Source organism: Stenotrophomonas sp. YJH_SMC_135, from assembly GCF_059372355.1.
Map to the genome: position 1 here is coordinate 904,560 of NZ_JCAFVN010000001.1, position 15,673 is coordinate 920,232.

The window sequence follows — 15,673 nt, forward strand, 5'->3', positions numbered from 1 at the left end:
TTTCCGGGCCTTCGGCCCCTTCCGAACCGAACTGATGCTGGAGCCTGCATGTCCGCCCCGAAGCCTGAACCGATTTCCCACACCGCCGAAATGATCATCGCCACCGTGGTCGGCGTGGGCGTAGGGCTGGGCGCCGACAACCTGCTGCTGGGCTGCGTGGTGGGGATCGGTGTCGGCATCGTGCTGAGCATCGCCAGAACCCTGTACGTGGACCGCAAGCGTCGGCGGCGTTGACGGCGCCGCGGCAGGGCTGCGCCCTGCACCCGCGGTAGTGCCGGCCGCTGGCCGGCAACCTCAGCAGCAACAGCAACAGCAACATTCCGTGGGTTGGCGGGGCGGTGTCGGAGTGCGGGGACGCCGTGAACCCATCCATGGGGGCTTGGCAGCCGCATCCATACGGCTGACACCCCGCCCTCCGACACCGCCCCACCTCTGACAGATTCCGGCCGCTGTTGGCAGGTGTCGACCTTGGTCGACACGGTAGATCCACGCCATGCGTGGATGAATCTCTGCCAGATATCGAATCAATTCGGGGTCAGATCCGTTTTCCGTAGGAAAACGGATCTGACCCCACGCCATCCCTCAGTACACCTGCTGTTGCTCCGGCTGTTGCTGTAGCCCGGGCCTCTGCGGGTGCAGGGCGCCGCCCTGCCGAACTAAACTACCCGCCGTCGTCCCTGCAGGATTGCCCATGTTCGATACCTCGCCCCAGCTCGATTGCGCCGGCCGCATCCTGCGCCTCGACCGTGCCCGGGTCATGGGCATCGTCAACGTCACCCCGGACTCCTTCTCCGATGGCGGCGCGCATGACACCACCGAGGCTGCGGTCGCCCATGGCCTGAAGCTGGTCGAGGAGGGCGCCGACCTGCTCGATATCGGCGGCGAATCGACCCGTCCGGGCGCTGCGCCGGTCTCGGTCGAGGAGGAGCTGCGCCGGGTGATTCCGGTAATCGAGCAGCTGGCCGCCCGCACCCGGGTGCCGATCAGCATCGATACCTTCAAGCCGGAGGTGATGCGCGCGGCGGTGGCCGCTGGCGCTGGCATGATCAACGACATCTTCGCCCTGCGCCAGGGCGGTGCGCTTGAAGCTGCCGCCGAAACCGGCGTGCCGGTGGTGCTGATGCACATGCAGGGCGAGCCGGGCCACATGCAGGCCGATCCGCACTACGACGACGTGGTCGCCGAGGTGCACGGGTTCCTGGTGCAGCGCCTGTTCGCTGCCGAGATGGCGGGCATTGCGAAGAAGAACCTGCTGATCGACCTTGGTTTTGGCTTCGGCAAGAGCACCGCCCACAACATGACCCTGCTGGCGCGTTCGGAGCGCTTCCTGGAACTGGGGGTGCCGGTGCTGGCCGGCCTGTCACGCAAGCGCAGCCTGGGAGAACTCACTGGCCGCGACACGCCCTCCGAACGCGTGGCGGCTTCGGTGGCCGCGCACCTGATCGCGGTCCAACGTGGCGCGCGCATCGTGCGCGTGCATGACGTGGCGGCCACCGTCGATGCGCTGAAGATCTGGCAGGCAGTGGAGGCCGTGCCGACGCCCCGTGCCGACGCTGCGCCGACGATCCGCTGGCCGGACGAAGACTGATGGGCGTCGATCGGCGGCCGCTGGCGATCGCCGTGATGGGGCCGACCGCCAGTGGCAAGACCGCCACCGCAATCGCTTTGGCACAGCAACTGGACGGCGAAATCGTCAGCGTCGATTCGGCGCTGGTATACCGCCACCTGGACATCGGCTCGGCCAAGCCTGATGCGGCCGAGCGTGCGCAGGCGCCGCACCATCTGCTGGACCTGCGCGATCCGTGGCAGACCTACTCGGCGGCCGAGTTCGCCGCCGATGCCGGCCGGGTCGTGGCCGACATCGTGGCACGCGGCAAAACGCCGATCCTGGCAGGTGGCACGGGGCTGTACTTCCGGGCCCTGCTGCAGGGCCTGTCGCCGATGCCGGAGGCCGACCCGGTGATGCGCGAAGCACTCAGCACCGAGGCGGCCGAGCGGGGCTGGGCGGCATTGCACGCAGAGCTGGCCGAGGTCGATCCGGCCGCCGCGGCACGCATCCATGCCACCGACCCGCAACGCATCCAGCGGGCACTGGAGGTCTATCGCCTGACCGGTACGCCCATCACTGAATGGCAGCGCCGTCCGGGCGTAGCGCGGCTGCCGGTGCGCACCCTCAAGCTGATCCTGGCCCCGCGTGACCGCGTGGTACTGCACCAGCGCATCGAGGCGCGCTTCGACACCATGCTGGCGCAGGGCTTCCTGGACGAAGTGCGGGCACTGCGCGCGATGCCGGAAATGGCCGCCGTGGAGGCCCCGTTGGACCTGCCGGCGGTGCGTGCGGTCGGCTATCGCCAGGCCTGGGAGTACCTGGACGGGGAGGGGGATGCCGCCCGTTTCCGTGACAAGGCGATCTTCGCCACCCGCCAGCTGGCCAAGCGCCAGCTGACGTGGCTGCGCGGCGAGCTTGATGCGCGCTGGTTCGACCCCCATATCGACCAGGAGCGCCTTGCCGGCGCGGTGTCGGCCTTCGTCGCACGCTGAACCCCCGCCAGCCGTGTAACATCATCGGTCGGCGGGCGGCTCGGGGGCCGTGGCAACCGTCGGCAACCCAATAAGAACAATAATCAGGAGTGTGCAATGTCCAAGGGGCAATCGCTGCAGGATCCTTTCTTGAACGCACTGCGGCGCGAGCGCGTGCCGGTTTCGGTGTACCTGGTGAACGGCATCAAGCTGCAGGGCACGATCGAGTCGTTCGACCAGTTCGTGGTCCTGCTGCGCAACACGGTCAGTCAGATGGTCTACAAGCACGCCATTTCCACGGTGGTTCCGGCACGCAACGTGAAGGTCGGTCCGGGCGGTGGTTACGTGCAGTCGGGTGAAGGTGGTCAGGCAGGTGATGAAGCAGACGAGTAATACCGGAGCGGTGAATGTTTGACCGCTCGAAAAAGGGCGAACACGCCCTGTTGATCCAGCCCCATTTCGGCAAGCTGGAAGACGATGTGCTGGAAGAGTTCGGTGATCTGGCCCGCTCGGCTGGGGCCAGCATCGCCGCGACGATCACCGCGCGCCTGGACCGTCCGAATCCGTCAACCCTGATCGGCAGCGGCAAGCTGGACGAGATCAAGGCCGCGGCCGATGCCAGTGGCGCCGACCTGATCCTGGTCAACCATGCGCTGAGCCCGGGTCAGGAGCGCAACCTGGAACGCTTCCTCGAGCGCCGGGTGATCGACCGCACCGGTCTGATCCTGGACATCTTTGCCCAGCGTGCACACAGCCACGAGGGCAAGCTGCAGGTCGAGCTGGCGCAGCTGCGTCACTTGGCTACGCGATTGGTTCGCGGCTGGACCCACCTGGAGCGCCAGCGCGGCGGTTCGATCGGCCTGCGTGGCCCGGGTGAAACCCAGCTGGAAACCGACCGCCGCCTGTTGCAGAAGCGGGTCGAGCAGCTGCAGAAGCGCCTGGAGAAGGTTGAAGTGCAGCGCACCCAGATGCGCCGTGCGCGTGTGCGCAGCGAGCTGCCGCGCGTGGCCCTGGTGGGCTACACCAACGCCGGCAAATCGACCCTGTTCAACGCCATGACCGGCGCCGAGGCCTATGCCGCCGACCAGCTGTTCGCCACGCTGGATCCGACCGTGCGCCGCATCGCGGTCCCGGGCGGCAGCGTGGTGCTGGCCGACACCGTCGGTTTCGTCCGCGACCTGCCGCATGATCTGGTCGCCGCGTTCCGCTCGACGCTGTCCGAGGCACGCGAGGCCGATTTCCTGCTGCATGTGGTCGACGCCGCCGATCCGCACCGCGAGGAGCGCATCGCCCAGGTGGACGAGGTGCTGACCGCGGTCGGTGCCGGTGACCTGCCGCAGCTGCTGGTGTTCAACAAGATCGACCGCATCGACGGTGCCGACGTCCGCCACGATGGCCAGGATGGCGTGCCCGACGAGTCGCGTCGTGAACGTGTCTGGATTTCCGCGCGTGACGGGCAGGGCCTTGAGCTGCTGCAGGCAGTGCTGGGCAAGCGCCTTGGCCTGCAGCACGTGACCGGTGAATTGCGCCTGCCGCCGGATGCCGGCCGCCTGCGTGCGCGCCTGCACCAGCTGGAAGTGATCCGCAGCGAACAGGCCGATGAAGAGGGCTGGCTGCTGCAGGTGGACCTGCCGATTGCCGAAGCCGAGAAGCTGGCCGCCAGTGCCGATGGCGCGCCGATCCGGGCGCTGCTGCCGGAGAAACTGCCGGAGTGGTGAGCTAGCGGCCCATGGCTGGTGGTGCCGGCCGCTGGCCGGCAACGCAATCGTGCCGGAGGGGCGCGACATCCGGCTGTCATCTGCGGTACAACGGGGTTCTTCACCCCACCGTCATGCCGATGTCCATCCCCACCGACGCCGATCTCAATGCCCAGTCCGCCGCGCTCGGGCAGCGCCTGCAACAGGCCTCGCTGCAGCTGGTCACGGCCGAAAGCTGCAGTGGCGGCTGGATCGCCAAGTGCATGACCGACATCGCCGGTTCTTCGGCGTTCTTCGACTGCGGCATGGTGGTCTACAGCTATGAAGCCAAGCAGCGCCTGCTGGGCGTGCGTGCGCAGACGCTGGAACAGTTCGGCGCGGTCAGTCGCGAAACCGTTCTGGAGATGGTGTCCGGTGCGCTGGTCAATTCCGGTGCCGGCATCGCCGTGGCGGTGACCGGTATCGCCGGCCCCGGCGGTGGCAGTCCGGACAAGCCAGTCGGCAGTGTCTGGATCGGCTGGAAGCGCCGCGGTGGCTACGCCCGCGCCGAGCTGTTCCAGTTCGATGGCGACCGCGAAGCCATCCGCCGGCAAACCGTGGCGGCGGCATTGCGCGGTATCGACGCCCAGCTGTGACATGCTGCTCCGGTAACCGTCCGGAGCACGCATGATGTGGGAAACGCTGGGCACGGTCCGTGACCTGGGCCGACTGCAGGAAATCGCCGTTGTCCTGATCCGCTACGGCTTCGGCGACGTGGTTCGGCGCATCGGCCTGGCCAGCACGCTGGAGCGGGCAGGGCGCCTGTTGCACTGGAACGAGGACCGGCAGGAACTGCTGCGGATGACCGCACCGGTGCGCGTGCGCAGTGCGATGCAGGATCTTGGCCCGACCTTCGTCAAGCTTGGCCAGGTGCTGGCAACGCGCGTCGACCTGTTGCCGCCGGAGTGGATTGCCGAGCTGTCCGAACTGCAGAACGCGGTGCCGGCCCTGCCGTACGCCGAGATCCGCGGGCAGCTCGAAGCCGACCTGGGCGCGTCGCCGGCGGAGGTATTCGCCTTCCTTGACGAAACCCCGATGGCCGCCGCCTCGCTGGCGCAGGCCCATCGCGCCCGGCTGCACGATGGTCGTGAGGTGGTGCTGAAGGTGCGGCGTCCCGGCATCCGCGACGTGGTCGAGGCCGACCTGCGGCTGCTGGCGCGGCTGGCCGAGATCGTCGAGGCCCGGTTGCCGGACCTGCGTCGCTATCGCCCGGCCGAGGTCGTGCAGCAGTTCACCGTATCGCTGCGCCGTGAGCTGGATTTTGCCGCCGAATGCCGCAATGCCGAACGCATCGCGCGCCACTTCAGCGGCCGTGACGACATACTGATTCCGAAGGTGCACTGGCAGTGGACCTGCGAGAGCCTGAACGTGCAGGACTTCGTCGACGGCATTCCCGGCCGCGATCTGGCCGGCGTCGATGCGGCGGGCCTGGACCGGCGCGAGCTGGCGCGGCGTGGTGCCGGCATCGTGCTGAAGATGGTGCTGGAGGACGGCAGCTTCCACGCCGATCCACACCCCGGCAACATCATCTACCTGCGTGACGGCCGCATCGGCGTGATCGATTTCGGCATGGTCGGCGCGCTGTCCGAAGTGCGCCGCTTCCAGGTCGCGCAACTGCTGCACGGCCTGGTCGAGCAGGACCCGCAGGGCGTGGCCGACGTGCTGCTGGACTGGGCCGGCGGCGTGGAAGTGGACGAGAACCGGCTGCAGCACGACATCAGCCAGTTCGTCGACCAGTACCGTGGCGTGCCGCTGAAGGACCTGCGCATCGGCCTGATGCTGGGCGACATCACCCAGCTGCTGCGCAGCTACAGCCTGACCCTGCCGGCCGACCTGGCACTGATGATCAAGGCCTTCCTGACCCTGGAAGGCATGGGCCGGCAGCTGGATCCGGATTTCGACATGGCCAGCGCCGCCCGCCCGTTCCTGGAGCGTGTGGTGCTGCAGCGTTATGCGCCCAGGGCGCTGCTCAAGCGCGGCCGGCGCAGCCTGTTGGGCCTGGTCGACTTCGCTGGCGAGTTGCCGCGCGACCTGCGCAAGCTGGTCCAGGCGGCGCGCCGTGGGCGCCTCCAGCTGAAGGTGGAGACCACCGCGCTGCAGGGCTTTGGCGAGCAGGTGAACCGGGCCGCGAACCGACTGGTGGTGGGCGTGATCACGGCCGCGCTGATCATCGGCTCGTCGATCGTGATGCACAGCGTCGGCGGGGTTTCCAGCCGCTGGTTGCTGGCGCTGGGCGTGTGCGGATTCATCGGCGCCGGCTTCTGCGGCGTATGGATCCTGGTTTCGATATGGAGAAGCGGCAAGCACACCTAGTGTGCTTGCCGCAGCGGTTCCCGCTGGGAACCGCGGAATCGCACAGCGATTCCTGTAGAGCCGACTGCCAGTCGGCTGCATTTGCTTTTGCCCGCCGGCCGGGCGTTCGCGCGCTTGCCAAGCGTGCCTCGGCCCAACAGGCACGCACCATCCCGTATCGCCCCGGCACTTGCAGTCGCGCATATTAGTAGTAATACTACTAACCATGGACCTGACCGACACCCAGCACGCGATCCTGCAGTTGATCGCCGAGCGTATCGAGAGCGAAGGCGCACCGCCGTCGCAGGCTGAAATCGCACGCGCATTCGGCTTCAAGGGCGTGCGCGCGGCCCAGTACCACCTGGAAGCCCTGGAGCAGGCCGGTGCGATCCGTCGCATCCCGGGTCAGGCCCGCGGCATCCGCCTGGTGCAGGCACCGCCGGTCGAGAAGCTGGCCGAGCCGGGCCTGGCCGACAGCGTGCTGCGGCTGCCGGTGCTGGGCCGGGTTGCGGCCGGCCTGCCGATCGGTGCCGACATCGGCTCGGACGATTTCGTGGTGCTGGACCGGGTGTTCTTCTCGCCGGCGCCGGACTACCTGCTGAAGGTGCAGGGCGACTCGATGATCGATGAGGGCATCTTCGACGGTGACCTGATCGGCGTGCACCGCACCCGCGACGCCCATTCCGGGCAGATCGTGGTGGCCCGCATCGATGACGAGATCACGGTCAAGCTGCTGAAGATCGCCAAGGATCGCATCCGCCTGCTGCCGCGCAATCCCGACTACAAGCCGATCGAGGTGCTGCCGGATCAGGACTTCGCGATCGAGGGCCTCTATTGCGGCCTGTTGCGGCCCAACCGTTGACCCGTTCCGTAGCGCATTACCCCGCGGTCTTTTGTGGCGATTCTCTGGTTCCACTGAGGTTGGTACGGATGTCCGATAATTCTTTTCAGAGCGCCGGGCAGAATCTCAGCCTGTGCGATACGTCCGACTTAAAGTGAGCCCATGGCAAAGAAGACCCCCAAAGACAGCACCTCCAACGACACGACCTCTGCAAGGACCAATCCGATGGACGAGAACAAGAAGCGCGCCCTCGCTGCAGCTCTGGGCCAGATCGAAAAGCAGTTCGGCAAGGGCTCGGTGATGCGCATGGGCGACCGCGTGGTCGAGCCCGTCGAAGCCATCCCGACCGGTTCGCTGATGCTCGACATCGCGCTGGGCATTGGTGGTCTGCCAAAGGGCCGTGTCGTTGAGATCTACGGGCCGGAATCCTCGGGCAAGACCACCTTGACCCTGCAGGCCATCGCCGAATGCCAGAAGATGGGCGGCACCGCGGCCTTCATCGACGCCGAGCACGCGCTGGACCCGATCTACGCCGCCAAGCTGGGCGTGAACGTGGACGACCTGCTGCTGTCGCAGCCGGACACCGGTGAGCAGGCGCTGGAAATCGCCGACATGCTGGTCCGTTCGGGTTCGGTGGACATCCTGGTGATCGACTCGGTTGCCGCGCTGACCCCGAAGGCCGAAATCGAAGGCGAGATGGGCGACCAGCTGCCAGGCCTGCAGGCCCGCCTGATGAGCCAGGCGCTGCGCAAGCTGACCGGCAACATCAAGCGCTCCAACACCCTGGTGATCTTCATCAACCAGCTGCGCATGAAGATCGGCGTGATGATGCCGGGCCAGAGCCCGGAAACCACCACCGGTGGCAACGCGCTCAAGTTCTACGCCTCGGTCCGCCTGGACATCCGCCGTATCGGCGCGATCAAGAAGGGTGACGAGATCATCGGTAACCAGACCAAGATCAAGGTCGTCAAGAACAAGCTGGCGCCTCCGTTCAAGCAGGTCATCACCGAAATCCTGTATGGCGAAGGCATCAGCCGTGAAGGCGAGCTGATCGACATGGGTGTGGATGCCAAGCTGGTGGAGAAGGCTGGCGCCTGGTACAGCTACGGTGAAGAACGCATTGGCCAGGGCAAGGACAACGCCCGCGGCTACCTGCGCGACAACCCGACTGTCGCCGCCAAGCTCGAGGCCGAGCTGCGCGAGAAATTCCAGCCGGCCGAAGCGGCCCGCGAGGAAGGCGACGACGAAGGCGAAGACGAATAAGGCTTGCTGTGGGGCAGGGTGGCGCCGTCAGTGACGTCGCCCTGTCCCGCAGGTTCGAATCGCCCAGGGATGGGCTGGGCGCCACGGATGGCGCCACCCTTGGAGTACCCATGTCCGACGCCGAAGACATTCCGATCGGCCGCAAGCGCCGGCCGCGTGAGCAGACCCCCGTGCAACGGGCGTTGGGCCTGCTGGTCCGCCGCGAGCACTCGCGTAAGGAACTCACCCGCAAGCTGACCTCCCGTGGCATCGAAGACGAAGTCGCGCAGGCCGCTGTCGCCAAGTTGACCGAGGCCGGCTGGCAGGACGACACCCGTTTTGCCGAGAACCTGGTGAGGATGCGCGCCAACACCGGTTATGGGCCGATCCATGTCCGCGCCGAGCTGGGGACCCACGGCCTGGACAGTGCCGCGATTGCCGCAGCGATGGACAGCTACGAAGGCGACTGGCAGGAAAACGCCCGTGATCTGGTCCGCCGACGCTTTGGCGAGGCCGGCCCGCAGGACCTGACGCAGCGGCGCAAGGCTGCCGATCTGCTGGCCCGGCGGGGCTTCGACGGCGACAGCATCCGCCGCGCGACCCGCTACGACCCGGATGACTGAGACTGGCGGCGCCGGGCCTGATACCCTTTAGGTTTTCGGCGGTCCCTCGCGACCCTGGCCAACGCGGCCGGTGGTCCGGGTCCGCCGGCCCGCAGACTGCCAGCCCCCAATGAACGCATCCGCCAAATTCACGACATCCCAGATCCGCAGCGACTTCCTTGAGTTCTTCAAGGGTAAAGGCCACACCATCGTGCCGTCGGCGCCGCTGGTGCCGGGCAATGATCCTACCCTGCTGTTCACCAACTCCGGCATGGTGCAGTTCAAGGACGTGTTCCTTGGCGCGGAAAAGCGCAGCTACGTGCGCGCGGCCGACGTGCAGCGCTGCCTGCGCGCGGGCGGCAAGCACAACGACCTCGACCAGGTCGGCTACACCGCGCGCCACCACACCTTCTTCGAAATGCTGGGCAACTGGTCGTTCGGCGACTACTTCAAGAAGGACGCGATCGCCTGGGCCTGGGAGCTGCTGACCCAGGTATGGAAGCTGCCGGCCGAACGCCTGCTGGTCACCGTGTACCAGACCGACGACGAAGCCTACGAACTGTGGCGCGACATGGTCGGCGTTCCGGAAGAGCGCATCGTACGCATCGGCGACAACAAGGGCGCGCCGTTCGCTTCGGACAACTTCTGGCAGATGGCCGACACCGGCCCGTGCGGCCCGTGCACCGAGATCTTCTACGACCACGGTGATCATATTGCCGGTGGTCCCCCGGGTTCCCCGGACGAAGACGGCGACCGTTTCATCGAGATCTGGAACCTGGTGTTCATGCAGTTCGACCGCCAGCCCGACGGCACCCTGGTGCCGCTGCCGGCGCCGTGCGTGGATACCGGCATGGGCCTGGAGCGCCTGGCGGCGATCCTGCAGCACGTGCACACCAACTATGAGATCGACCTGTTCCAGGCGCTGATCCGCAAGGCTTCCGAGCTGACCGGCACCGCCGACCTGGAGAACAAGTCGCTGCGCGTGATTGCCGACCACATCCGTGCCTGTTCGTTCCTGATCGTCGATGGCGTGCTGCCGTCCAACGAAGGCCGCGGTTACGTGCTGCGCCGTATCATCCGCCGCGCCCTGCGCCATGGCTGGATGCTGGGTGTGCGCCAGCCGTTCTTCAGCAAGCTGGTGCCGACCCTGGTCGAGCAGATGGGCGAGGCCTATCCAGAGCTGCCGGCGGCGGTGGACACCGTCACCCGTGCGCTGCAGGCCGAAGAAGAGCGTTTCGCCGAAACCCTCGACGCCGGCATGAAGATCTTCGAGGACGTGGCCGGCAAGGCCAGCAATGGCGTGATCCCGGGCGTTGACGCGTTCCGCCTGTACGACACTTATGGCTTCCCGCTCGACCTGACCCAGGACATCGCGCGCGAGCGCGACCTGACCGTCGACATCGCCGGCTTCGATGCCGCGATGGAACAGCAGCGCGAAACCGCACGGGCGGCCGGCAAGTTCGGCGGCGGCGTGACCCTGCCGGCCGAGCTGGTGGCAACGCTGAGCCCGACCCTGTTCCTGGGCTATGACCGCCTGCAGGCCGACGGCCTGAGCGTGCTGGCCCTGCTCAAGGACGGTCGTCCGGTGCAGTCGGCCGATGCCGGTGATTCGGTCATCGTCATCACCAACCAGACCCCGTTCTATGCCGAATCCGGCGGCCAGGTCGGTGACACCGGCGTGCTGGCCGGCAACGGCGTGCGCCTGGCGGTGGAGGACACCCAGAAGTTCGCCGGCCAGTTCCATGGCCACGTCGGCACCTTGTCCGAAGGCGGCCTGAAGGTCGGCGATGTACTGTCCGGCCAGGTCGATGGCGAGCGCCGTGGCGCCACCATCCTCAACCACTCGGCCACCCACCTGCTGCACGCCGCGCTGCGCGAAGTGCTGGGCACCCACGTGCAGCAGAAGGGCTCGCTGGTCGCGCCGGACCGCCTGCGTTTCGACTTCTCGCACTTCCAGCCGATCAGCGCGGAAGAGCTGGCGGTGATCGAGCGCAAGGTCAACCAGCAGGTGCGTGCCAACAACGCCGCTGAAGTGCACACCATGGCCATGCAGGAAGCGCTGGACTTCGGCGCGATGGCCCTGTTCGGCGAGAAGTACGGTGAGCATGTGCGCGTGCTGAAGATGGGTGACTACTCCACCGAGCTGTGCGGTGGCACCCACGTCAACCGTACCGGCGACATCGGTCTGTTCAAGATCACCTCCGAGGGCGGTGTTTCCGCCGGCGTGCGCCGCATCGAGGCGGTTACCGGCCAGGGCGCCCTGGACTACGTGGACGCCGAAGAGGCCCGCCTGGCCGAGGCCGCTGAACTGCTCGGTGGCAGCGCTGCCGACGTGGTCGAGAAGATCCGTGCCCTCGGCCAGCGCCAGAAGCAGCTGGAACGCGAACTGGAGGCCGTGAAGGCCAAGGTCGCGGCCGGTGCCACGGCCGACCTGTCCGGTCAGGCCGTCGAGGTCGCCGGCGTGAAGGTGCTGGCTGCCCGCCTGGAGGGCTTCGACGCCAAGGCCCTGCGTGACGCCATGGACCGCCTGAAGCAGCAGCTGGGCGACGCGGTGATCGTGCTGGCCGGTGCCCAGGACGGCAAGGCCGCCCTGGTCGCGGGTGTGAACGGCAGCGCAATGGGCAAAGTCAAGGCCGGGGAACTGTTGTCCCATATCGCCGGTCAGATCGGGGGCAAGGGCGGCGGACGCCCGGACCTCGCCCAGGGTGGTGGCGAGGACGGGCCCGCCCTTGCCACTGCGCTGGCTGCAGTCGTCGAATGGGTCAGCCCCCGCCTGTGATGAACCCCGCCGTCCCCCTCCTTGTAGGAGCGGGACGGCTGACGGTACCATTGCGAATCTTTTCCCTTTGTCGTGGTAGCGCTTCTTGACGGAGCGTCAAGCCGGTGGGGGATACCCTTCCACACGGTTCCATGGAGACTTACAAAAATGTTGATCCTGACTCGCCGCGTCGGCGAAACCCTGATGATCGGTGACTCGGTGAGCGTCACCGTGCTTGGCGTCAAGGGTAACCAGGTGCGTATCGGCATCACTGCGCCGAAGGACGTCGCTGTGCATCGCGAAGAGATCTACCAGCGCATCCAGCGTGGTGATGAAGCCGGTGGCACCGGTAGCGAAAATTCTGCCGAATAACGCTTTACCTTCGCACTCGATTAACGTTATGATTCACGCCCCGCTGAGGTGCAACGCACCAGACGCGGAGAATACCCCGGAGTGATGCCCGAGTGGCCGAAGGGGCTCCCCTGCTAAGGGAGTATAGGGTCAAAAGCTCTATCGAGGGTTCGAATCCCTCTCACTCCGCCAGATACAAAGAAGCGCCTGCAGATCCTCGATCTGCAGGCGTTTTTCTTTATGGCCGGCCTTCAGAGCCGTATCGTCACGCCGACCTGGAAGCCCCGCCCCGGCAGGGGCGCGATGTACTTCAGCGGCGAGTTGTGCGGCCGCGCTTCTTCATTGAGCAGGTTGCTGCCATTGACGAACACTTCCACGCCTGCGATGTAGCTGTTGCGCACTGGAAGTTCGCGGCTGACCTGCAGGTCGACCAGGTTGAATGCGTCGAGCGGAATTTCCTCACTGACATTGCGACCCAGGTACTTCTGCGCGTCGTAGTAGGTGCTGGACAGTTGTGCCTTCCAGCCTTCGCGCTGCCACTGCAGGTTGGCGCCGTAGCGGTTGGTCGGCATGTTCGGCAGATACTCGCCGTCGTTGTGGGCGCGCAGCGAATCCGGGTGGTCGGCCTTGTTCTTCACCAGGTCGGCGAAGGCGGAGACGTTCAACGTGCCATAGCGGCCCAGGTCCAATGCCTGCGACGCGTCGATCTCGAAGCCCTTCACCGTGGTGTCGGTCTGCTTCCAGTACTTCAGCGGCAGGCGGTTGGCGGTCTGCAGGCCGGAATAGCCGAGGTAGAGGTAGTTCTCGTACCGCATCCGGTACGCGGTGGCGGACAGCTCGAAACCGGCGAGGTGGAACAGGCCGGTCAGTTCCAGGTTCTTCGCGCGCTCCGGTTCCAGGTTCTGGTTGCCTTCTTCCTGTGTCATCACCGAATAGTGCGCGTTGCTGGCATACAGCTCGTTGATCTCCGGGGCGCGCTGTGAGGATGAGTAACGGACCTTGGCCGCGAACCAGGGGCCGAGCTCGACGTACGAGCCGAGGCTGTAGCTGTTGAGCCGGTAGTCGCGGTCCTGCAGTTTCGTGTTGGCGGCATTGCGCGCGGTCTTGAAGCGGCTGGGCTGTAGTGCGTGGTCGACCCGTTCGTGGCGTACGCCAGCATCGAACGTAACCCAGCCGACGTCCACCGTTTCCTTCAGGAATACCGCATTGCTGCGGGTGTCCACGTCCGGCAGGTAGCGCTGCGAGCCGCTGCCGGTGACATCACGCGACTGGTGGCTGAAACCGACCAGGCCGCTGAGCGGGCCGACGCGTTGATGGCTGAGCAGCAACTCGGCCTGGGTGCTCTCGAAATCGTAGTCGTTTGCCCTGGTGGTACCCAGCCGCTCGCCTGAAGTGTTGTCCAGCCTGGACACGCGGAGTTCCGCGCGCTCGAACCACGGCAGCGGATTGCGCAGCAGGGCTTCCAGCGCGTAGCGCTGCTGCTTGATCACCACGCCCACCGGCAGGCCATCGGCATGGTTGGAACCGAACGACAGGTTCTGCATCGAGAAGCCCGGCACGCCGTACTCGCTGTCCTTGGCATCGATGCTGACACCGACGTAGCCGCGGTCAAAGAACAGGGTCGAGCCGAAGGCCACCTGCGAGTTGCGCGCGTAGCTGTTGCCCAGTCGATTATGGTAGTCGGGCGTCACATCATTGTTGATCTGCTTCTGCACGTATGACGGCGTGCCGGCGACATAGGCAGGATTGACCGGGTTGATATAGGTGCGGCGCTGCCAGACCGAGGTCGGGTTGTTGGTGTAGAACGAGAATTTACCATCGGCCCAGTCAGGATTCTCGGTCATGAACTGGTCGATGTAAGGCTGCGAGGCCTTGTTGTAGATCTGCTGTACGCGTGCTTCCTTCTGGCAGCTGTCGGCCAGCGCCGAGTTGACGCCGCCGGTCGGCGGGAACAGTCGGGTGTTGCAGACACGGGCCTTGCTGTTGCCGGGGATGTCGTAGTGCGAGATGCGCTGGCGCGAGACCTGCAGGTTGGTCGAGAGGTTGCGCTGGTTGTTGAAGTTCATGCGGAAGCCCTGCGCATCGGCGGCATTGAAGCCCTTGCGCAGGACCAGTTCCATCGACTGGTCCTTGTCTTCCATGCTGCGCGAGATCAGGCCCGAATCGATCTCCACGCTGCCGCCGATCGCATTGCCGCCATAGCGCACCGTGTCCGAGGACTTGTTGACGGTGACGCTGCGCACGAACAGTGGATCGAACGGAATGTTGATGTCGCCGCTGATCGCGTTCATGCCGAGGATGGACTGGCCGTCCTGCAGGATCTGCACGCGGTTGCCACTGAGGCTGCGGATGACCGGGGCGCCCGCGTTCGGCCCGAAAGCACTGTTCTGCACGCCGGAGACGTGTTCGAGCAGGCCGCCGAGGGTGCGGTTCTGCGCCTGCGGATTGTCGACGGTGACCCGGCTGTCGATGCGCGAGGGCTGGGAGGCCTGGACCTGGAGGGTGGGGAGGGTGGGTTCGTCCGCGGCCTGGGCGGTGTGGACGGCGAACAGAATGGCAGCAGCAAGCAGGTGGCGACGCATGGCAGGACTCGTGAAGGCGAAGTGAAATGTTATAACGTAACTCTTTGTATCGGCAAGGACGGATGAGACCTTGCCGCCAGACCGAAATCGCGGGGGCGCGAATGAGGTTGCCTCGTGTTCAGCGCCCCGCCTTGCGCCGGGCGCCGATGCTGTGCACGATCCGAGGCGCTGCGCCCCACAACGCGTCACGCAGAATCTTCTTCACTGGAACGGAGCAACGTATGAAGCTGTTGTCCGCTGTGTTGTTGTCTGCGCTTTCACTCCCCGCCGTTCCGGCGCTGGCAGTGGAGACTTCGCCTTCCCCACTGCTGGGGCGCTGGTCGCTGGATATCGCCACGTCTGCGCTACCCGAAGCGCAGCGCCCGAAGCACGTGGTGCTCGAGTTCAAGGACGCCGGTGGTGGCCGCTGGAGCTCGCACGTGGACATCGTCCTGCACGACGGCAAGACCATGAAATCCGACGGCACGCTGGCCCTGGATGGCACGCCCGGCGCCCTGTCCGGCACCTATGGCGCGGACAAGGCCAACCTGAAACTGCCTGCACCGAACACGCTGGTGATGCAGCTGGTGGACCATGGCACGCCGGCCTCCACCCGCATCTACACCGTGGCGGATGACCAGGCGACGATGACCGAGACCAAGGCGTTCTACGGTCATGACGGTACGCCGATCCTGCAGACCAACCTGTTCAAGCGTATGCCGTAGCGATGCCGCATTCACCGCGCCCGCAGGGCAGGCGTGGTGAATGCA

14 protein-coding genes and 1 tRNA gene are annotated in these 15,673 nt (G+C 66.1%); 14 read left to right on the forward strand and 1 reads right to left on the reverse strand.

The features are described from left to right. The first annotated feature begins 48 nt into the window (after positions 1–48). From AC5P98_RS04665 to AC5P98_RS04725, 13 genes are all read left to right on the forward strand, one after another. Positions 49–234 (forward strand): hypothetical protein, encoded by a 186-nt coding sequence (locus AC5P98_RS04665; protein WP_014646713.1) that lies wholly within the window; start codon positions 49–51, stop codon positions 232–234. A 457-nt stretch (positions 235–691) separates the two neighbouring features. After that, positions 692–1,588 carry a dihydropteroate synthase gene (gene folP / locus AC5P98_RS04670; protein WP_049405700.1) on the forward strand — a complete coding sequence of 299 codons (897 nt, stop codon included), beginning with the start codon at positions 692–694 and terminating at the stop codon, positions 1,586–1,588. Then, positions 1,588–2,541, forward strand: coding sequence for a tRNA (adenosine(37)-N6)-dimethylallyltransferase MiaA (gene miaA, locus AC5P98_RS04675; RefSeq protein WP_049405702.1), 954 nt, complete (start codon positions 1,588–1,590; stop codon positions 2,539–2,541). The genes folP and miaA overlap by 1 nt, the downstream gene beginning before the upstream one ends. Positions 2,542–2,637: 96 nt before the next feature. Next, the gene (gene hfq, locus AC5P98_RS04680; protein ID WP_004152891.1) at positions 2,638–2,913 is read left to right on the forward strand and encodes an RNA chaperone Hfq; all 276 of its coding nucleotides are present in this window, start codon (positions 2,638–2,640) and stop codon (positions 2,911–2,913) included. Between the two features lie 14 nt (positions 2,914–2,927). Beyond that, positions 2,928–4,238 (forward strand): ribosome rescue GTPase HflX, encoded by a 1,311-nt coding sequence (gene hflX / locus AC5P98_RS04685; RefSeq protein WP_049405705.1) that lies wholly within the window; start codon positions 2,928–2,930, stop codon positions 4,236–4,238. 119 nt (positions 4,239–4,357) lie between these two features. Beyond that, a complete protein-coding gene (locus AC5P98_RS04690) occupies positions 4,358–4,852 on the forward strand; it encodes a CinA family protein (RefSeq protein ID WP_005409020.1) in 495 nt (164 codons plus the stop codon). A gap of 34 nt (positions 4,853–4,886) precedes the next feature. After that, the gene (gene ubiB, locus AC5P98_RS04695) at positions 4,887–6,569 is read left to right on the forward strand and encodes a 2-polyprenylphenol 6-hydroxylase (protein WP_049418894.1); all 1,683 of its coding nucleotides are present in this window, start codon (positions 4,887–4,889) and stop codon (positions 6,567–6,569) included. A gap of 205 nt (positions 6,570–6,774) precedes the next feature. Continuing rightward, entirely contained in the window at positions 6,775–7,410 is a 636-nt protein-coding gene (gene lexA, locus AC5P98_RS04700; protein ID WP_049405707.1) for a transcriptional repressor LexA, read from the forward strand. Between the two features lie 204 nt (positions 7,411–7,614). Further along, entirely contained in the window at positions 7,615–8,652 is a 1,038-nt protein-coding gene (recA, locus tag AC5P98_RS04705) for a recombinase RecA (RefSeq protein ID WP_005412937.1), read from the forward strand. Positions 8,653–8,762: 110 nt separating this feature from the next. Then, positions 8,763–9,254, forward strand: a complete 492-nt coding sequence (recX, locus tag AC5P98_RS04710; RefSeq protein WP_049405722.1) for a recombination regulator RecX — start codon at positions 8,763–8,765, stop codon at positions 9,252–9,254. Between the two features lie 109 nt (positions 9,255–9,363). Continuing rightward, the gene (gene alaS, locus AC5P98_RS04715; protein ID WP_014646721.1) at positions 9,364–12,012 is read left to right on the forward strand and encodes an alanine--tRNA ligase; all 2,649 of its coding nucleotides are present in this window, start codon (positions 9,364–9,366) and stop codon (positions 12,010–12,012) included. A gap of 147 nt (positions 12,013–12,159) precedes the next feature. Then, entirely contained in the window at positions 12,160–12,363 is a 204-nt protein-coding gene (gene csrA, locus AC5P98_RS04720; RefSeq protein WP_004152909.1) for a carbon storage regulator CsrA, read from the forward strand. Between the two features lie 78 nt (positions 12,364–12,441). After that, positions 12,442–12,534, forward strand: a tRNA-Ser gene (locus tag AC5P98_RS04725). 59 nt (positions 12,535–12,593) lie between these two features. Here AC5P98_RS04725 and AC5P98_RS04730 read toward each other — a convergent pair. Continuing rightward, positions 12,594–14,924, reverse strand: a complete 2,331-nt coding sequence (locus AC5P98_RS04730; protein ID WP_049418892.1) for a TonB-dependent receptor — start codon at positions 14,922–14,924, stop codon at positions 12,594–12,596. Positions 14,925–15,145: 221 nt separating this feature from the next. Here AC5P98_RS04730 and AC5P98_RS04735 point away from each other — a divergent pair, with 221 nt between their 5' ends. Next, on the forward strand, positions 15,146–15,628 hold the full coding sequence (locus AC5P98_RS04735) for a hypothetical protein (protein ID WP_014646723.1): 483 nt from the start codon (positions 15,146–15,148) through the stop codon (positions 15,626–15,628). The last annotated feature ends 45 nt before the right edge of the window (positions 15,629–15,673 follow it).